A 17,429-nucleotide genomic window follows, 5' to 3' on the forward strand; every position below is an offset into this window, starting at 1 on the left:
GCTGATGAACGCATTTCGTGGGGTACTTCTCTCGGTGTTGATGCTGGCGGCGGGGCAGGTTAGCGCCGCCTGCCAGTGGCCCGCCTGGGAGCAGTTTAAAAAAGCTTATGTCAGTGCCGAAGGGCGGGTCATCGACCCCAGCGATGCGCGCAAAATCACCACCTCCGAAGGGCAAAGCTACGCGCTGTTCTTCGCTCTCGCGGCCAACGATCGCCAGGGCTTCGATAAGCTGTTCCAGTGGACGCAGAACAACCTGGCGCAGGGCGATCTGCGCGCCCATCTGCCGGGATGGCTATGGGGGAAAAAGAGCGAGGATGAATGGACGGTGCTGGACAGCAATTCGGCTGCGGATTCTGATTTGTGGATTGCCTGGGCGCTGCTGGAAGCCGGACGCCTGTGGAAGGTTGATAACTATACTGAGGTAGGAAAAGCGCTGCTGGCGCGGATTGCCGATGAAGAAGTCGGTGATGTTCCGGGGCTCGGGCCGTCGGTACTGCCGGGGAAAGTTGGTTTCGCGGACGACAAGGGCTGGCGCTTTAATCCAAGTTATCTGCCGCCGCAGCTCGCCACCTACTTTACCCGCTTTGGCGCGCCGTGGCCGAAGATCCGCGACAGCAATCTGCGACTGCTGCTGGAAACGGCGCCAAAAGGCTTCTCGCCGGACTGGGTGCGCTATGAGAAAGGCAGCGGCTGGCAGTTGAAAACCGATAAACCGATTATTGGCAGCTATGACGCTATCCGCGTCTATCTGTGGGTCGGAATGCTCAATAACGCCGATAAACAAAAAGCGCCGCTATTGGCGCGTTTCAAACCGATGGCGGTTCAAACGATCAAACAGGGATTACCGCCGGAAAAAACCAATATCGCCAGCGGGAAAACGACTGGCGAGGGGCCGGTTGGCTTTTCCGCCGCCATGCTGCCGTTTTTACAAGATGACGACGCCCGCGCGCTACAACGCCAACGGGTCGCCGATCATTATCCCGACGCGGACGCCTACTACAGCGCGGTGCTGACGCTGTTCGGCCAGGGGTGGGATCAACATCGTTTTCGTTTCGCCGCGGGTGGCGAATTACAACCTGACTGGAACCAGGCATGCGCAAGTTCTCACTAAGCTTCATCACGCTGTCTGTCGGCCTTGGCCTGTTGCCGCTGGCGCAGGCGGAGAATACCCCTGCACAGCAGCATCTGCTGGAACAAGTGCGTCTCGGCGAGGCCAGCAGTCGTGAGGACCTGGTGCGTCAGTCACTTTATAGGCTGGAACTGATCGACCCGAATAACCCCGATTATCTTGCCGCGCGGACGCGCTATCTGCTGCGCCAGGGCGACACCGCCGGCGCGCAAAAGCAACTCGATCTGCTGGCAAAGCTGGCCCCGGAATCGTCGGCGCTACAAGCGACGCGCAACGAGATGAAGATCAGTACCGGTAGCGGTCGCCAGGCGTTGCAGCAGGCGCGATTGCTCGGCGTTGCCGGGAAGGTCGATGAAGCCGTCGCCGCCTATGAAAAGCTCTTCGGCGGCGTCCCAACGGATACCGAAGCCGCTATCGAATACTGGACGCTGGTGGCGCGATTGCCCGCTCGCCATAGCGAAGGCGTCAGCCAGCTGAAAAAACTCAATGCCAGTACTCCGGATAACGTCACGCTATTGACCTCGCTGGCGAAGCAGATGTTTTCAGATAACAAGCCGCAGGAAGGCTTCGCCTATCTGGAACAGATGGCGCGTTCGGCCTCAGGCCGCGGAATTGCGGCTGATATGTGGCTCGGCGAAATTAAAAGTATGCCGGTCAGCAGAGGCAGCGTTCAGGCACTACAGCGATTCCTGCTCCAGTTCCCCGCCGGTTCCGCTGCCGCTAATGCCCGGGTGTTGCTGGCGCAGCAGCAAACTCAACTGCAAGACCCAGCCTTCCGCGCCAAAAGCGAAGGGCTGGCGGCGGTGAAATCCGGGAATGCGGCGCAGGCGGTGGCCGATCTGCAGCAGGCGGTACGCGCGGATGCCCGCGATAGCGATGCCGTCGGCGCGCTGGGCGCCGCCTACTCACAGCGCGGCGATCGGGCGCGGGCGGTGGCGCAGCTTAATAAAGCGATCGCGATGGATCCGAAAAGCCCGAATCGCGATAAGTGGGACAGTTTGCTGAAGACCAACCGCTATTGGTTGTTGATTAAACAGGGCGATAACGCGCTGAAAGCAGGCCAACTGGCGCAGGCGCAAAATGCGTACGCCCAGGCGCAGCGGGTGGATAACACCGACAGTTACGCGGTTCTGGGGTTAGGCGATGTCGCCGCGGCGCGCAAAGATGACGCCGCCGCCGAACGCTACTATCGCCAGGCGTTACGCATGGATCGCGACAATAATCTCGCCGTACGCGGTCTGGCGAATGTTTATCGTCGTGAATCGCCGGAAAAAGCCAGCGCCTATATTGCCAGCCTCCCCGCCAGCCAGCGGCGCAGTATTGATGATATCGAACGCAGTCTTACCAACGATCGGCTGGAAAAACAGGCCGAAGCGCTGGAAAGCCAGGGCAGCTGGGCGCAGGCCGCGGAGGTGCAGCGGCGGCGTCTGGCTCTGGATCCTGAAAGCGTGTGGATAACCTATCGGTTGGCGAAAGATCTAGTCAGCGCCGGCCAGCGGCCGGAAGCGGACGCGCTGATGCGTAACATGGCCAACCGCAAGCCGGGCGATGCCGAACGGGTTTACGCCTACGGCCTCTATTTGTCCGGTAATAATCAGGATGATAGGGCGCTGGCGCAAATTAACGCGCTGCCGCGCGGACAGTGGACCGATAATATTCGTGAACTGGAAGGGCGTCTGCAAAGCGACAAAGTGATGCGCGAGGCCAACCAACTTCGCGATAGCGGGCAGGAAGCGCAGGCCATTGCCTTGATTAAACAGCAGCCGGAATCGATCCGCTACGATCTGGCGTTGGCGGATTGGGCGCAGCAGCGCGGCGATAGCGCAGAGGCGATAGCCCAGTACCATCGGGTGCTGAGCCAGCAGGCTGATAATGGCGATGCGCGTCTTGGCCTGGCGGAAGTCTATCTCGCCGAGGGCGATAAAAACGCCGCCCGCGCGCAGGTCGCGCAGTTGAAGGATGCGGATACGGAATCGATCAACATGCAGCGCCGGGTAGCGCTGGCCCGCGCCGGATTTGACGATACCGCGGGCGCGCAACAAATATTTGACCGCATCGTGCCGCAGGCGAAAAGCCAGCCGCCGTCGATGGAAAGCGCGCTGGTGCTGCGTGATGCCGCGCGTTTCCAGACGCAAAGCGAGCAACCACAGCAGGCCCTGGAAAGCTATAAAGACGCGATGGTGGCCTCGGGCGTGACCCGCGTTCGCCCGCAGGATAATGACACCTTTACCCGCCTGACCCGCAACGATAGCCAGGATGACTGGCTGAAGCGCGGGATCCGCAGCGACGCCGCCGATCTTTATCGCCAGCAGGATCTTAACGTTACCCTTGAGCACGACTATTGGGGATCGAGCGGCACCGGCGGTTATTCAGACCTCAAAGCGCACACTACCATGTTGCAGGTGGACGCGCCGTTGTATGACGGGCGGATGTTCTTCCGTACCGATGTGGTGAATATGAACGCCGGGTCGTTTTCCACTAATAGCGATGGCGGTTATTCGCCGAGTTGGGGAACCTGTGGCGAAATTAGCTGCTATGGCGGCAGTAAAAATCAGAGCGATGGCGGCGCCAGCGTAGCGGTTGGCTGGAAGAACGACACCTGGAGCGGCGATATCGGCACCACGCCGATGGGCTTTAACGTGGTGGATGTCGTGGGGGGACTGAGTTATAGCGGCGATGCCGGCCCGGTCGGCTATACCGTCAACGTCCACCGGCGACCCATTTCCAGCTCGTTGCTCTCCTTCGGCGGGCAAAAAGATAATCCTAACGACGGCCATACCGGCACTACCTGGGGCGGCGTCCGCGCCGCCGGCGGCGGCATCAGCCTCAGCTACGATAAAGGCGAGGCTAACGGCATCTGGTCATCGCTGGGGGCTGACCAACTCACCGGCAAAAACGTCGAGGACAACTGGCGCGTACGCTGGATGACCGGTTACTACTATAAAGCGATCAATGAAAATAATCGCCGGGTGACCGTCGGCCTGACCAATATGATCTGGCACTACGACAAAGACCTCAGCGGTTACACGCTGGGCCAGGGCGGTTACTACAGCCCGCAGGAGTATCTCTCCTTCTCGGTGCCGGTCATCTGGCGTCAGCGTACCGAAAACTGGTCGTGGGAACTCGGCGGGTCGGTGTCGTGGTCCCATTCGCGTACGCAAACTCATGCGCGCTATCCGTTGCTGAATTTGATTCCTTCGCAGTATCGCTACGATGCCAGCCAGCAAAAAGAAGAGGGCGGCAGCAGCCAGGGCTTCGGTTATACCGCACGGGCGCTGGTGGAACGGCGAGTCACCGGCAACTGGTTTGTCGGCGCGGCTGTGGATATTCAGCAGGCTAAAGATTACACCCCGAGCCACGCGCTGCTGTACGTGCGCTATTCTGCTTCCGGCTGGCAGGGCGACATGGATATGCCGCCGCAGCCGTTGGTGCCTTATGCGGATTGGTAGCAGATTAGCCTGATTTCTACGGCTAATCGCCAATCCACCGCGCTGTTCGCGTATACTCGCCGTACCTCGCCCGCCGCTTTCGGGAAGAACCCGCCTTGCGGGCGAGAGCGAACCATTTGCGTATATAATCAGCCTGAAAACGACCGGTATTGATGGATCTTGCCGGATAGTCGTTCAGTTTCAGTGGAGAACACAGTTGCGCGTCAGCCGCTCACTTACAATTAAACAGATGGCGATGGTCGCGAGCGTGTCCATGGCGTTTGTCCTGGTCTTTTGCTCTATTTTGCTGTTTCACTTCGTGCAACAGAGTCGCTATACCACGGCCACGCAATTAGAAAGTATCGCCCGTTCCGTTCGCGAGCCCCTGTCGGCGGCAATTTTGAAAGCCGATATTCCCGAAGCGGAAGCCATTCTGGGCCGCATTCAGCCTGCTGGGATCGTCAGCCGGGCGGATGTGGTGCTACCAAATCAATTTCAGGCGCTGCGGATGCGCTTTATTCCCGAACGCCCGGTGCCGGTGATGATCACCCGCCTGTTTGAACTACCGGTGCAGATATCCCTGCCGATTTACTCGCTTGAGCGCCCGGCAAACCCGCAGCCGCTGGCCTATCTGGTGCTGCAGGCGGATTCCTATCGCATGTATAAATTCGTCATGAGCGCGCTTGCGACGTTAGTGACTACTTACTTACTTTTGGTGCTTATTTTGACGGTGGCGCTAACCTGGTGCATTAACCGGCTGATTGTTCGCCCGCTGCGCGCCATCGCCCGCGAGCTTAACGATATTCCGCCGCAGGAGCGGCTCGGACATCAGCTGAGCCTGCCGCGACTGCACCAGGATGATGAAATCGGCATGCTGGTGCGTTGCTACAATCGCAACCAGCAGTCTTTGCTGCGTCAGCATGATGAGCTATCGCTGCAATCGACCCGTTTCCCGGTGTCTGAGCTCCCCAACAAAGCCTTTTTGATGGCGATGCTGGAGCAGACCACAACCCGTCCACAACCCTCGGCGCTGCTGGTGGTAGCCTGTGAGACCTTGCAAGATGCCGCAGGCGTCCTGAAAGAGAGCCAGCGCGAGATGCTGCTCCTGACGCTGGTTGAGAAGCTGAAAGCGGTTATCCCACCCAATATGGTGCTGACGCAGGTGAGCGGTTACGATTTCGCTATTTTCGCCCCCGGACTCAGCAAGCCGTGGGAAGCGGTGTCGTTAAGTAAGCAAGTGCTTACTTCTATTAGCGAGCGATTGCCGCTGCACGGTGTCCAGCTGCGGCCCTGCGCCAGTGTCGGTATCGCGATGTTTAATAGCGAACTGAGCGCCGAACAGTTTTATCGTCGGGCGGTTTCCGCCGCGGTGACGGCGCGGCGCAAGGGCAAAAATCAGATCGAGTTCTTTGACCCCGAGCAGATGGAAAAAGCCCAGCGTCGGTTAATGGAAGAGCACGATATCCTCACCGCGCTCGAGAATCAGCAGTTCGCCATCTGGTTTCAACCGCAGGTGGATATTGCCAGCGGCGATATTTGCGGTGCGGAAGTTCTGCTTCGCCAGCGACAGGCCGATGGCGGTTGGTCGCTGCCGTGCGATCTGATTGAGCGTATTGAAAACTGCGGGCTGATGGTGCCGGTAGGCTATTGGGTGATGGAAGAAGCCTGCCGCCAGCTGGCAGCCTGGCAGCAGCAGGGGATCATGTTGCCGTTGTCGGTGAATGTCTCGTTACTGCAGTTGCTGCATCCTGACCGCGGCGTTGAGCTACTGGCACTCATTGAACGCTATCGTATCGCCCCGGGCACCTTGGTGCTGGAGGTGACGGAAAGCTGCCGTCTCGAGGATCCGCAGGCGGTGATTGACCTGCTGCGCCCGCTGCGCGACGCCGGCACGCGTATTGCGCTGGATGATTTCGGCATGGGTTATGCCGGGTTGCGCCAGTTGCAACATATGAAATCGCTGCCGGTTGATATCCTGAAAATCGACAAGGCGTTTATTGATATGTTGCCGGATGATACCAGTATGGTCCCGGCGATAATTCAGCTCGCACGCGGGCTCAAGCTGCGGATCGTTGCTGAGGGCGTTGAAAAAGAAGAACAGCTGAAATGGTTGCAAGCGGCTGGCGTGGATGTCGCTCAGGGTTACCTGTTTGGTTGCGCCTTGCCGCTGGAAAGCTTTATGCAGCGCTTCCTGCAGGCCGATAAGGACGATGCAAGTTTGTAACATTTTTATTTGTTTGTGCGAGTCAGCTCAAATATTTTAACAATTCCGTTGCAACTTCGCGCTTACTTATTTCTGAAATGTTTCCAGGGTGTTATTTTTAAGCCACAGACACAGATAACCTTTAATTGTCTGTGGTTATTCCCAAAGGACACCCTATGAAACTCTCTCTCTTCAAAAGCCTCTATGTCCAGGTTTTATCGGCCATAGCTATCGGTATTTTGCTGGGCCATTTCTACCCGGAACTTGGCGCGCAGATGAAACCGTTCGGCGACGCCTTCGTAAAACTGATTAAAATGGTCATTGCTCCGGTTATCTTCTGTACCGTTGTAACAGGGATTGCCGGGATGGAAAGCATGAAGGCCGTCGGTCGTACCGGTGCGGTGGCGCTACTCTACTTTGAAGTGGTGAGTACCATTGCGTTGATTATCGGTCTTATCATCGTCAACGTAGTGCAACCCGGCGCGGGCATGAACGTCGATCCCGCGACGCTGGACGCGCACGCGGTGGCAGTCTACGCCGAGCAGGCTAAAGATCAGGGTGTTGTCGCCTTCTTACTCGATATTATTCCGGGCAGCGTGATTGGCGCTTTCGCCAGCGGTAATATTCTGCAGGTGCTGATGTTTGCCGTCCTGTTTGGCTTTGCGCTGCATCGTTTAGGCAGCAAAGGCCAGCTGATTTTCAACGTCATTGAGAGCTTCTCGCAGGTCATTTTCGGCATCATTAACATGATTATGCGCCTGGCGCCGATCGGCGCTTTCGGGGCCATGGCCTTCACCATCGGTAAATACGGCGTCGGTACCCTGGTACAGCTGGGCCAACTGATCATCTGCTTCTACATCACCTGTATCCTGTTCGTGGTGCTGGTACTGGGTTCTATCGCGCGGGCCACTGGATTTAGTATCTTCAAATTCATTCGCTATATCCGCGAAGAGCTGCTGATTGTACTGGGGACCTCTTCGTCCGAATCCGCGCTGCCGCGAATGCTGGATAAGATGGAGAAGTTGGGTTGCCGTAAATCAGTGGTGGGGCTGGTGATACCGACCGGCTACTCCTTTAACCTCGATGGCACCTCCATCTACCTGACGATGGCGGCAGTGTTCATCGCCCAGGCCACCAATAGCCATATGGATATCTTCCATCAGATCACCCTGCTGGTGGTGCTGCTGCTCTCTTCGAAAGGGGCCGCGGGCGTCACCGGGAGCGGATTTATCGTGCTGGCGGCGACCATCTCTGCGGTAGGGCATCTGCCGGTGGCGGGCCTGGCGCTGATTCTCGGTATCGACCGCTTTATGTCCGAAGCGCGCGCGTTGACCAACCTGGTGGGTAACGGCGTGGCGACCGTGGTTGTCGCGAAATGGGTGAAAGAACTCGATGCCAAACAGCTCGATGATGTGTTGAATAACCGCGTTCCCGCGGACAAATCGCAAGAATTATCCTCGTAATTCCTCATGTTATGCCCATGGACTATGGGCTCCTGCGCAAAATTAGGTATCATTCCCCTTCTGGGGGAATGATACCTCATGATTATTTTACGTCTTCATGTGACATTTTCGCCTACGCGTGGTCTAACCGACGTATTTGATTCACCACCTTTTTCGGTAACCCGGCGATGGGTTGCCTATGTAACCAGGAATGTTCATCAGGGGTTCACATGCAGGGCACAAAAATTCGACTCTTAACCGGTGGTTTGCTGATGATAGCGACGGCCGGTTCTGTGCAGGCAGAAGCGCTCCAGCCGGACCCGGCCTGGCAACAGGGGACGTTGGCGAACGGTTTTTCGTGGCAGGTACTTTCCACGCCGCAGCGCCCTAGCGATCGCGTCGAAGTCCGCCTGGCTGTGAATATTGGCTCGCTGAGCGAAAGCACTCAGCAGAGCGGCTTCAGTCATTTCATTCCGCGCCTGGCGCTGACCCAAAGCGGCAGCCTCCCGACGATGCAGGCGCGTTCGCTGTGGCAGCAGAGTATTGACCCGAAGCGTCCTCTGCCGCCGGCGATCGTTTCGTACGATTTCACCTTGTTTAATCTGAGTTTGCCGAATAACCGCAACGACCTGCTAAAAGAAGCGTTGAACTGGCTGGCGGACGCTAACGGTAAATTGAGTATTACCCAACAAGCCGTCAATCATGCGCTGCAGGGCAGCGATATGGTGGCGACCTGGCCGCTGGATACCCAGGAAGGCTGGTGGCGCTATCGCCTGAAGGGCTCAACGATGCTTGGTCACGATCCGGCGGCGCCGTTGAAGCAACCGATTGATATTAAACAGCTGAAAGAATTTTATCAGAAATGGTATACCCCGGATGCGATGACGCTGATTGTTGTCGGTAACGTCGATAGCCGCAGCGTCGCTGAGCAGATCAACAAAATCTTCGGCGAACTGAAAGGTAAACGCGAGACCCCGGCGGCGGTACCAACGCTATCGCCTCTGCCAGCTGTACCGGTGAGTATCATGACCGATGCCGTGCGTCAGGATAAGCTGTCGATCATGTGGGATTCCCCATGGCAGCCAATCCGCGATTCCGCCGCGCTGCAGCGCTACTGGCGCGATGACCTGGCTCGGGAAGCGCTGTTCTGGCACGTGCAGCAGAACCTGAGCAAAAGCAACGTAAAAGACATCGGTCTCGGTTTTGATTGCCGCGTGCTGTACCAGCGCGCTCAGTGCGCGATCAATATCGACTCGCCGGGCGAACGCCTGAACGCCAACCTGAGCGCGGTATCGCGCGAGCTGGCGAAGGTACGCGACAATGGTCTGCCTCAGGAAGAGTTCGATGCACTGATTGCGCAAAAGAATCTCGAACTGCAAAAACTGTTCGCCACCTATGCCCGCACGGATACCGATATCCTGATTAGCCAACGTATGCGTTCGCTGCAAAATCAGGTGGTGGATATCGCGCCGGAGCAGTATCAAAAGCTGCGCCAGGAGTTCCTGAACTCACTGACGGTCGACATGTTGAACCAGTATCTGCGCCAGCAGCTGTCGCAGGATATGGCGCTGGTATTGCAGCAGCCGAAAGGCGAGCCGGAGTACAACATGAAAGATCTGAAAGCGACATGGGAAAAGCTGATGGCGCCAGCACCCGCTGCGGCGGTGAGCGCGACGCCGGATACGGTTGATGCGCATAACGAGGCGACGGATATTCCCCCAGCGCAGTAGATACTGTTATCGGTTTGCAGCGGTTTTGGTCCGGGAAAAACATGTACTTAGTGTTAATTCCGAGCACATTGCGCTCCCGATATTTCTTCTGCGTTATGTCTCTCATGGCGCAGGGAGCGCACAGAGGGCGGCCAGTCGCCGCCGCCCTCTGTACTCCCGGGCTCTGGCCGCCAAAATCGCCACTTCGTGGTACCTTCGACTTATCCCTGCAGGCTTCGGGTCGGGCCGAGGCAGCGTCCTTGCAAAACACGGCCCTCAGCCCGCATCCATGCGGGCTGCCCCGGCCTTCCGGGAACGTCTCAGCGATTTTGAGGCCGCCAACACCGGCAGTTTCAGCCAGCGAACGGTAGGCCGGGTAAGGCGTTAGCCGCCACCCGGCGCAAAATCAGCTCAGCTTCCGCCGCCTGTGTTGAGGTTTGTGCGGTTTCAAAATCCCCGGTGGCGCTACCGCTTACCGGGGCTACAGCACTGTACGATTTGGTAGCCCTGCTAAGCGCAGCGCAAGCAGGGGGAATAGGGTCTTAGTCCGGCATCGCTTCGCGCGGGATAATCGCCCCGCGATATTGGATAACCGTGCTGGCGGTGAGATGTCCGCGTTTCGCCGCGGATTCCGCGTCGCCGCCGGTCAGGCGCACCGCCAGATAGCCGGCGCTGAACGAATCGCCCGCCGCCGTGGTATCCACTACTTTCTCTTTCGGCAGCTTCACCGCGGGCACCTCCAGCAGCGGCTGGCCGGCGATCGCCACCAGGCAGGAGTCGGCGCCGCGCTTCACCACCACCTCTTCTACGCCAGCGGCGTGGGTGCGGGCGATAACTTCGGCAACCGGTACCGCTCCCCACAGCGCATCTTCATCATCCAGCGTCAGAAAAGCGATATCGGTACATTCCAACATTTGCTGGTACACCTGGCGAGTCTCTTGCTGGCTGGCCCACAGGCGCGGACGGTAGTTATTATCGAAAATCACTTTCCCGCCGTTGGCGCGGCATTCGCGCAGCAGGGTGAGCAACTTTTCCCGGCTGGCCGGGCTGAGGATGGCGAGGCTGATGCCGCTCAGATAGAGGTAATCAAAGGTAGCCAGCTCTTCGCAGATGGCGCCTGCGCGCTCGCTTTCGAGCCAGAATTTGGCCGCCGCTTCGTTGCGCCAATAGTAGAAGGTTCGCTCGCCGGTCTCGTCCGTTTCAATGTAGTAAAGGCCAGGCAGTCGGTCAGCCATGCGCTGAATCAGATCGGTTTTTACCTGTTCGCCCTGCCAGGACTCCAGCATCTGCTGGCTGAAGGTGTCGGTGCCCAGCGCGGTCACGTAGTGTACGCTTAGGGCATCCGCGCTGGTCTGGCGCGCGATGTAGACGGATGTGTTTAAGGTATCGCCGCCGAAACCGCGATTCACCGCCGCGTTTTTCTCTGACAGTTCAATCATGCATTCGCCAATCACGGCAATTTTCTTAGACATAGTGCTGACCTGAAATTGAATCGAAATTAACGGTAGTTTGCGCTGGGCACCCGGCAGGGTCAACCATATTAAAACATCGTTCCATTATTTTTTGACCTGACGCGCAAAATGTGACGAAAAGCGCATTTGGCGGATGAATCCGCGCTCTTCAACTATAGTGAGGAGTGACGAGACGCAAAAGGAGCGGAGAGGGGATGACCAGAACCCGTAAAACGATTGCTATTATCTCGGGAACGATTGTGCTGTTAATCGTTCTTTTTTTCATCGTGTTGGCGACCTTTGACTGGAACCGGCTCAAGCCGACGATCAATCAGAAAGTTTCCGCCGAGCTCAATCGGCCATTCGCCATTCGCGGCGACCTGGGCGTAGTGTGGGAGCGACAGCCTGAGGAGCGCGGCTGGCGTAGCTGGATCCCGTGGCCGCATGTGCATGCCGAAGATATCGTGTTGGGTAACCCGCCCGACATTCCGCAAGTGACGATGGTACATCTGCCGCGCGTGGAAGCGACGCTGGCCCCGCTGGCGCTACTGAGCAAAACGGTCTACTTGCCGTGGATTAAGCTCGAACAGCCCGACGTCCGGCTGATAAGGCTGACGGAAAACAGCAATAACTGGACCTTTAAATTAGCTTCTGACCCGGCATCCGAAAAAGCCAACCCGCCATCGGCCTGGTCTTTCCGCCTTGATAATATTCTCTTCGATCGCGGCAACATCGGCATTGACGATAAGGTAACCCGCAGCAATATCGCGATCGTGGTCGATCCGCTTGGCAAAGCGCTGCCGTTTAGCGAAGTCACCGGTGCGGGCAACAAAGCGCAGGCGAAAAAAGCCGGCGATTATATCTTTGGCCTGTCGGTGAAGGGGCGCTACAAAGGCCAACCGCTGAGCGGCAGCGGCAAAATTGGCGGCATGCTGGCGCTGCGTAGCGATAGTACGCCGTTCCCGCTACAAGGCGATTTTCACTCTGGTAATACCCGGATAGCGTTTAGCGGCACGGTCAGCGATCCGCTTAATGTCGGGGGGCTCGATCTGCGGCTGAAATTCGCCGGCGACTCGTTGCGCGACCTCTACGACCTGACCGGCGTTCTGCTGCCGGAAACGCCGTCCTTTTCCACCGATGGCCGCCTGCGCGCCGACTTTAAACATAAAAACGGCATGCGTTTTGACTATCGCGATTTTAATGGCCGGATTGGCGACAGCGATATCCACGGTTCGTTGACCTATACCACCGGCAAACCGCGACCGAAGCTTACCGGCGATCTGGAGTCTAAACAGCTGCGTCTGGCGGACCTCGGCCCGCTGATTGGCGTTGATTCCGGCGGCGGGGCGAAGAAATCCTCATCACGTAAAGCGGGCGATGCCGTACAGCCAGCGGGAAAAGTCCTGCCGGCCGATCGCTTTGAGACGGATAAATGGCAGGTGATGGACGCCGATGTGCGCTTCAAGGGGCGGCGAATCGAACACGGCGGTACTCTGCCCATCAGCGACCTGGCGACCCACATTATTCTTGAACGCGGCGACCTGCGCCTGCAACCGGTGCGCTTTGGCCTGGCCAACGGTTCGATTGCCGGCAGCGTGCATCTGCAGGGCGATAAAAAACCGCTACAGGGCGAAGCCAATCTGCAGGCGCGGCGGCTTAAGCTCAAGGCGCTGATGCCGAACGTTGAAATGATGCAGAAAACGCTCGGTGAGATGAGCGGCGATGTACAACTGCGCGGCAGCGGTAATTCGGTGGCGGCGCTGCTTGGCAACAGCAACGGCAACCTTAAGCTGCTGATGAATGATGGTCTGATTAGCCGCAACCTGATGGAAATCCTCGGCTTAAACGTCGGAAACTTTATCATTGGGCAGATTTTCGGCGACGAGGAGGTTCGGGTGAACTGCGCGGCGGCCAATATCGATGTGGTCAACGGCGTGGCGCGACCGCAAATTTTCGCCTTCGATACCGAGAACGCGCTGATTAACATTACCGGCACCGCCAGCTTTGCCTCTGAACAGCTGGATCTAACCGTTGACCCGGAAAGTAAGGGCTTGCGGGTGATTACTCTGCGTTCTCCGCTGTACGTGCGCGGTACCTTTAAATCACCGGATGCCGGGGTGAAAGCCGGGCCGCTGATTGCCCGCGGCGCGGTGGCGGCAGCGTTAGCGACGCTGGTCACGCCGGCGGCCGCTTTACTGGCGCTGATCTCGCCGGCGGAAGGCGAGGCGAATCAGTGCCGGACGATTTTGTCGCAGATGAAAAAGTAAGGATGAGATGAGCGATGGCCCTGACGGCAACAGCGTCAGGGCCTGCAACTTACAGCGATTGATGGCGGGTTTCGTGGGTCAACAGCAGGGCGATCAGCGTCAGCGCCGCCATCGCCGCCAGGTAGATACCGACAGCCGGCAGGCCGTAATTGCCCTGCAGCCAGGCGGCAATATATGGTGCGACCGACGCGCCGAGGATCGACGACACGTTATAGGAGAAAGAGGCGCCGGTATAACGAACTTCCGTCGGGAACAGCTCCGGCAACAGCGCGCCCATCGGGCCGAAGGTCAGCCCCATCAGGCTAAGGCCCAGCAGCAGGAAGGCGAAGACCAGAATCGGGTTGCCGGAACCGAGCAGCGGTTTAAAGGCGAACAGCGCGAACAGAATAATCATCGTGGTGATGATAATCATACTTTTACGACGGCCAAAGGCATCCGCCAGCAGGCCCGCCACCGGTACCATCACCCCGAAACCAATGACCGCCATCATCAGCATCCACAGCACTTCGTTACGCGGCAAACCTAAACCAATCGGCGCGGCAGCGGTACTGAAGGTCATGGAGTAAACGGTCATGATATAGAACAGGGTATAGGTCGCCAGCATGATGAAGGTGCCGAGCACGGTCACGCGCACGTGCTTAGTCAGCAGCGTGCCAAGCGGGATTTTGACCTGTTTTTTCGCCGCCGCCACTTTGGCGAACACCGGGGTTTCATGCAGCGACACGCGAACATACAGACCGATAATGACCAGGACCGCGGAGAAGATGAACGGCACGCGCCAGCCCCATTCCATAAACTGCTGGTCGCTCAACAGCCACGACAGCAACAGGAAGGTGCCGTTGGCGAAGAAGAAGCCGATTGGCGCCCCCAGCTGTGGGAAGGAGCCATATAGCGCGCGTTTGCGCGGCGGAGCGTTTTCCGTCGCCAGCAGCGCCGCCCCGCCCCATTCGCCGCCAAGGCCGAGACCCTGACCAAAGCGCGCCAGCGCCAGCAGCATCGGCGCCAGAATACCAATGCTTTCATAGCCCGGCAGCAGGCCGATGACCACGGTGGAGATGCCCATGGTCAGCAGCGAGGCGACGAGTGTGACCTTACGGCCTACACGGTCGCCGAAGTGGCCGAATAGCGCTGAGCCAATCGGGCGCGCGACAAAGGCGATGGCGAACGTCGCCAGCGACTGTAGCGTCGCGGCGGCGGCATCACCCTGTGGGAAAAAGATATGGGGGAAGACGATAACCGCGGCGGTGGCGTAAATATAGAAGTCGAAGAACTCAATGGCGGTGCCGATGAGCGAGGCGACGACGACTTTATTACGCGAGTTAACCGGCGTGGCGTCTTGCGCGTTGTCGATAGTAGTGGCTGTGGCTTGCATAGATCTTTCTTATTTTTGAGCGAACGAAAAGCCATATAGCCACAGCAAAAGAGACATTTCAATCTGTAACAAAACTCGCTATCGCGCAAAAAACAGGCAAAAAGCGGATAATTTTCGCCCTGAGAAAATATCTTCTATGAAATGCTTCACATAATTAAAATATTGGAGAATAAAACCAGTTTTAGGTTAAATAAAAGTTACGCACTGGATTTATCTGCTGAAATGATAGGTCGGGCTGAATTTTGCGTCTTTATTCAGCCCGATAATGACTTTAATCGTGGGCTTTGCCCGGCATCCGCTTATCGTCTTTGTACTCCGCGGTCGCAATCCATGCGGCGCAGAAGAGGGTCAGACGGGCGAAGAAGTAGAAGAAGGCCATTAGCCCGAGTACGGAACCAAAGGCGGCGCCGGATGGGGATTTCACCAGCGCCGGCAGCGTCCAGGTCATCACGATTTTAATAATCTCAAAGCCAATCGCCGCAATTAGCGTACCGCGGAACAGCGCTTTGCGGCGTGGACGGTGGCGCGGCAGTCGCCAGAAGATCCAGAAAAACAGTAGATAGTTCGCGAAGATGGAAATCGCCAGGCCAATCAGGCGCCATGCGGGTTTCAGCCATTCTATATAATCGAGATACAGCGCGGAGATGATCATCTGCTGTGCGGATCCGGCAACGGAGGTAATCGACAGCGTGATAACCAGCGCGACCAGCAGGCCAATCAGCGAGATCAGATCGCGGAAGTATTTTACCCAGATTTTTTCCTGATCCTGCGGCGTACGTTCCCACACGTCGCGCGACTGGGCGCGAATCGCTTCACGCAGGTTGCCCATCCAGTTAATACCGGAGTAGAGCGCGACCAACAGGCCGACCAGCCCGACTGCGGTACGCTGCTGTACGGCGGTGTTGATGGTGTTTTTAAGCGTTGCCGCCAGCGTCGGGTCGCTGACGTTTTGCAGAATTTTATCGAAGATGTCCTGCAGCAGCGTCGGATGCCAGGCCAGTACGAAACCAGCGGCGGCAAATGAGACCATCAGAATGGGGATCATCGACAAAAATGAGAAGTAGGTGATGGCTGCGCCAAACTGATTGCCAAGCCTGTCATTGAACCGCTCGGCGGCGCGCAGCAGGTGGGCTATTACCGGATTGCGCTGAACTTTGGCCGCCGTTCCGGTGACCGTTTTCAGCGCCTGGTTAGCTTTCTGCCCAACGGCGGAATCGTTGATGGCGGCGAGCGTACTTTTGTTTTTCTCCGGCTGCTGGCCCGTTTCCTGTGGCGGTTGGCGATCGTCGTTTTCCGGCGTCATAAGTGATTTCTTCCTTTCTTTACAGCGATATTCAGCCAAAAGTATACCTTAAACGACGCATCTTGCAGGCGCCCATCGGCCCGACGGGCGTTGACGACCCGCGCCGATTAATCGACATAACCTTTCATCAATCCGCCCAGCCACTCCATAAAGAGATGCACGCGGCGGGAGAGATTGCGCCGATGTGGATAGATAATCGACACCGGCATCGGTTCGGCGCGGTACTGCGGCAGGATCTCAACCAGCTCGCCGGTACGCAGCGGTTCACGTACGGCAATGCGCGGGACCTGAATAATGCCGAGCCCGGCCTGGCAGGCGGCCTGGTAGGTTTCGGTGCTATTGACGGTCAACACGCCGCCGGTTTTCACCCAGCGCACGGCGCCGTCGCTGACGACTTCAAAGCCTGACTGCCGCGCGCCGAAGTTGCTGGCGTAGTGGATCAAGGCATGATCCGCCAGATCGTCGAGGCTTTCCGGGTAGCCGAAGCGCGCCAGATAATGCGGACTGGCGCAGTTAATTTGCGTGAGTTTGCCGAGCGGGCGGGCGATGAGTCCCGAGTCTTTAAGCGTACCCACCCGGATCACGCAGTCGAAGCCTTCGCGCACCACATCGACCAGCCGGTCGCTACTGCTCAGTTCGATTTCAATGCCGGGATACTGTTGTAAAAACGCGGGAAGTTTCGGGATGACCAGTTTTTTGGCGACGCTGATCGGCATATCGACACGCAGGCGGCCGCTAATGCTTGACGGATCGCCCTGAAACATACCATCCAGTTCTTCGAGATTACTTAACAGGTCTTTGGCGCGTTCGTAATAGACCATGCCGTCCTGCGTCAACTGCACCCGACGGGTGGTGCGGTGCAGCAGGCGAGCGCCGAGATGGCTCTCCAGCGCCTGGATCTGTCGCGATACGCTACCTTTGGGCAACCCAAGGGTATCGGCGGCGCGAGAGAAACTCTCCAGTTCCGCGACACGAATAAAGAGTTGCATTGCGTGAATTTTATCCATGCTTACTGCCTATTGTTGTTAATAATGAAACAGTAAAACGTAATTTAGCCCATTTATTGTTACTACGTCTGCTAATAAGCTCTTTATTCACACACACGTAATGACGAAGGGGTTTCTG

The 17,429-nt window shown here is 57.5% G+C and carries 10 protein-coding genes; 6 read left to right on the top strand and 4 right to left on the bottom strand.

What is annotated here, in order from left to right; translation table 11 throughout:
- The first annotated feature begins 4 nt into the window (after positions 1-4).
- The 5 genes from bcsZ to ABLU80_RS21290 all read left to right on the top strand — a co-directional run bounded on the left by bcsZ (position 5) and on the right by ABLU80_RS21290 (position 9,932).
- Positions 5-1,111: a cellulose synthase complex periplasmic endoglucanase BcsZ gene (bcsZ, locus tag ABLU80_RS21270; RefSeq protein ID WP_213759463.1), complete on the top strand. Its 1,107-nt coding sequence runs from the start codon at positions 5-7 to the stop codon at positions 1,109-1,111.
- On the top strand, positions 1,093-4,578 hold the full coding sequence (gene bcsC / locus ABLU80_RS21275) for a cellulose synthase complex outer membrane protein BcsC (RefSeq protein WP_348850448.1): 3,486 nt from the start codon (positions 1,093-1,095) through the stop codon (positions 4,576-4,578). Before bcsZ ends, bcsC begins: the two co-directional genes overlap by 19 nt.
- Positions 4,579-4,774: 196 nt before the next feature.
- Positions 4,775-6,781, top strand: a complete 2,007-nt coding sequence (gene hmsP, locus ABLU80_RS21280; protein WP_063447029.1) for a biofilm formation regulator HmsP — start codon at positions 4,775-4,777, stop codon at positions 6,779-6,781.
- A 155-nt stretch (positions 6,782-6,936) separates the two neighbouring features.
- On the top strand, positions 6,937-8,223 hold the full coding sequence (locus ABLU80_RS21285) for a dicarboxylate/amino acid:cation symporter (protein ID WP_015369244.1): 1,287 nt from the start codon (positions 6,937-6,939) through the stop codon (positions 8,221-8,223).
- Positions 8,224-8,432: 209 nt separating this feature from the next.
- Complete coding sequence (locus ABLU80_RS21290; protein WP_015703757.1) at positions 8,433-9,932, top strand: pitrilysin family protein; 1,500 nt, start codon at positions 8,433-8,435, stop codon at positions 9,930-9,932.
- 521 nt (positions 9,933-10,453) lie between these two features.
- On the opposite strand, the gene ABLU80_RS21295 is transcribed toward ABLU80_RS21290, so the two are convergent.
- Positions 10,454-11,383, bottom strand: a complete 930-nt coding sequence (locus ABLU80_RS21295; RefSeq protein WP_015703756.1) for a sugar kinase — start codon at positions 11,381-11,383, stop codon at positions 10,454-10,456.
- A 194-nt stretch (positions 11,384-11,577) separates the two neighbouring features.
- On the opposite strand from ABLU80_RS21295, the gene ABLU80_RS21300 reads away from it, so the two are divergent.
- On the top strand, positions 11,578-13,629 hold the full coding sequence (locus ABLU80_RS21300) for an AsmA family protein (protein ID WP_047079878.1): 2,052 nt from the start codon (positions 11,578-11,580) through the stop codon (positions 13,627-13,629).
- A 49-nt stretch (positions 13,630-13,678) separates the two neighbouring features.
- Here ABLU80_RS21300 and ABLU80_RS21305 read toward each other — a convergent pair whose 3' ends face one another.
- The 3 genes from ABLU80_RS21305 to ABLU80_RS21315 all read right to left on the bottom strand — a co-directional run bounded on the left by ABLU80_RS21305 (position 13,679) and on the right by ABLU80_RS21315 (position 17,311).
- Positions 13,679-15,001: an MFS transporter gene (locus ABLU80_RS21305; protein WP_015703754.1), complete on the bottom strand. Its 1,323-nt coding sequence runs from the start codon at positions 14,999-15,001 to the stop codon at positions 13,679-13,681.
- A 271-nt stretch (positions 15,002-15,272) separates the two neighbouring features.
- Entirely contained in the window at positions 15,273-16,304 is a 1,032-nt protein-coding gene (gene yhjD, locus ABLU80_RS21310; RefSeq protein ID WP_020077734.1) for an inner membrane protein YhjD, read from the bottom strand.
- A gap of 107 nt (positions 16,305-16,411) precedes the next feature.
- The gene (locus ABLU80_RS21315) at positions 16,412-17,311 is read right to left on the bottom strand and encodes a LysR family transcriptional regulator (RefSeq protein ID WP_015369250.1); all 900 of its coding nucleotides are present in this window, start codon (positions 17,309-17,311) and stop codon (positions 16,412-16,414) included.
- Positions 17,312-17,429: the final 118 nt, after the last annotated feature.

Source organism: Klebsiella sp. CN_Kp104 (assembly GCF_040064515.1).
GTDB classification, from domain to species: Bacteria; Pseudomonadota; Gammaproteobacteria; order Enterobacterales; family Enterobacteriaceae; genus Klebsiella; species Klebsiella aerogenes.

What these genes read in the sequence shown, in the direction of transcription:
- bcsZ (WP_213759463.1), top strand. Translation starts at nt 5, where the DNA reads ATGAACGCATTTCGTGGGGTACTTCTCTCGGTGTTGATGCTGGCGGCG.
- bcsC (WP_348850448.1), top strand. Translation starts at nt 1,093, where the DNA reads ATGCGCAAGTTCTCACTAAGCTTCATCACGCTGTCTGTCGGCCTTGGC.
- ABLU80_RS21285 (WP_015369244.1), top strand. Translation starts at nt 6,937, where the DNA reads ATGAAACTCTCTCTCTTCAAAAGCCTCTATGTCCAGGTTTTATCGGCC.
- ABLU80_RS21290 (WP_015703757.1), top strand. Translation starts at nt 8,433, where the DNA reads ATGCAGGGCACAAAAATTCGACTCTTAACCGGTGGTTTGCTGATGATA.
- ABLU80_RS21295 (WP_015703756.1), bottom strand. Translation starts at nt 11,383, where the DNA reads ATGTCTAAGAAAATTGCCGTGATTGGCGAATGCATGATTGAACTGTCA.
- ABLU80_RS21300 (WP_047079878.1), top strand. Translation starts at nt 11,578, where the DNA reads ATGACCAGAACCCGTAAAACGATTGCTATTATCTCGGGAACGATTGTG.
- ABLU80_RS21305 (WP_015703754.1), bottom strand. Translation starts at nt 15,001, where the DNA reads ATGCAAGCCACAGCCACTACTATCGACAACGCGCAAGACGCCACGCCG.
- yhjD (WP_020077734.1), bottom strand. Translation starts at nt 16,304, where the DNA reads ATGACGCCGGAAAACGACGATCGCCAACCGCCACAGGAAACGGGCCAG.
- ABLU80_RS21315 (WP_015369250.1), bottom strand. Translation starts at nt 17,311, where the DNA reads ATGGATAAAATTCACGCAATGCAACTCTTTATTCGTGTCGCGGAACTG.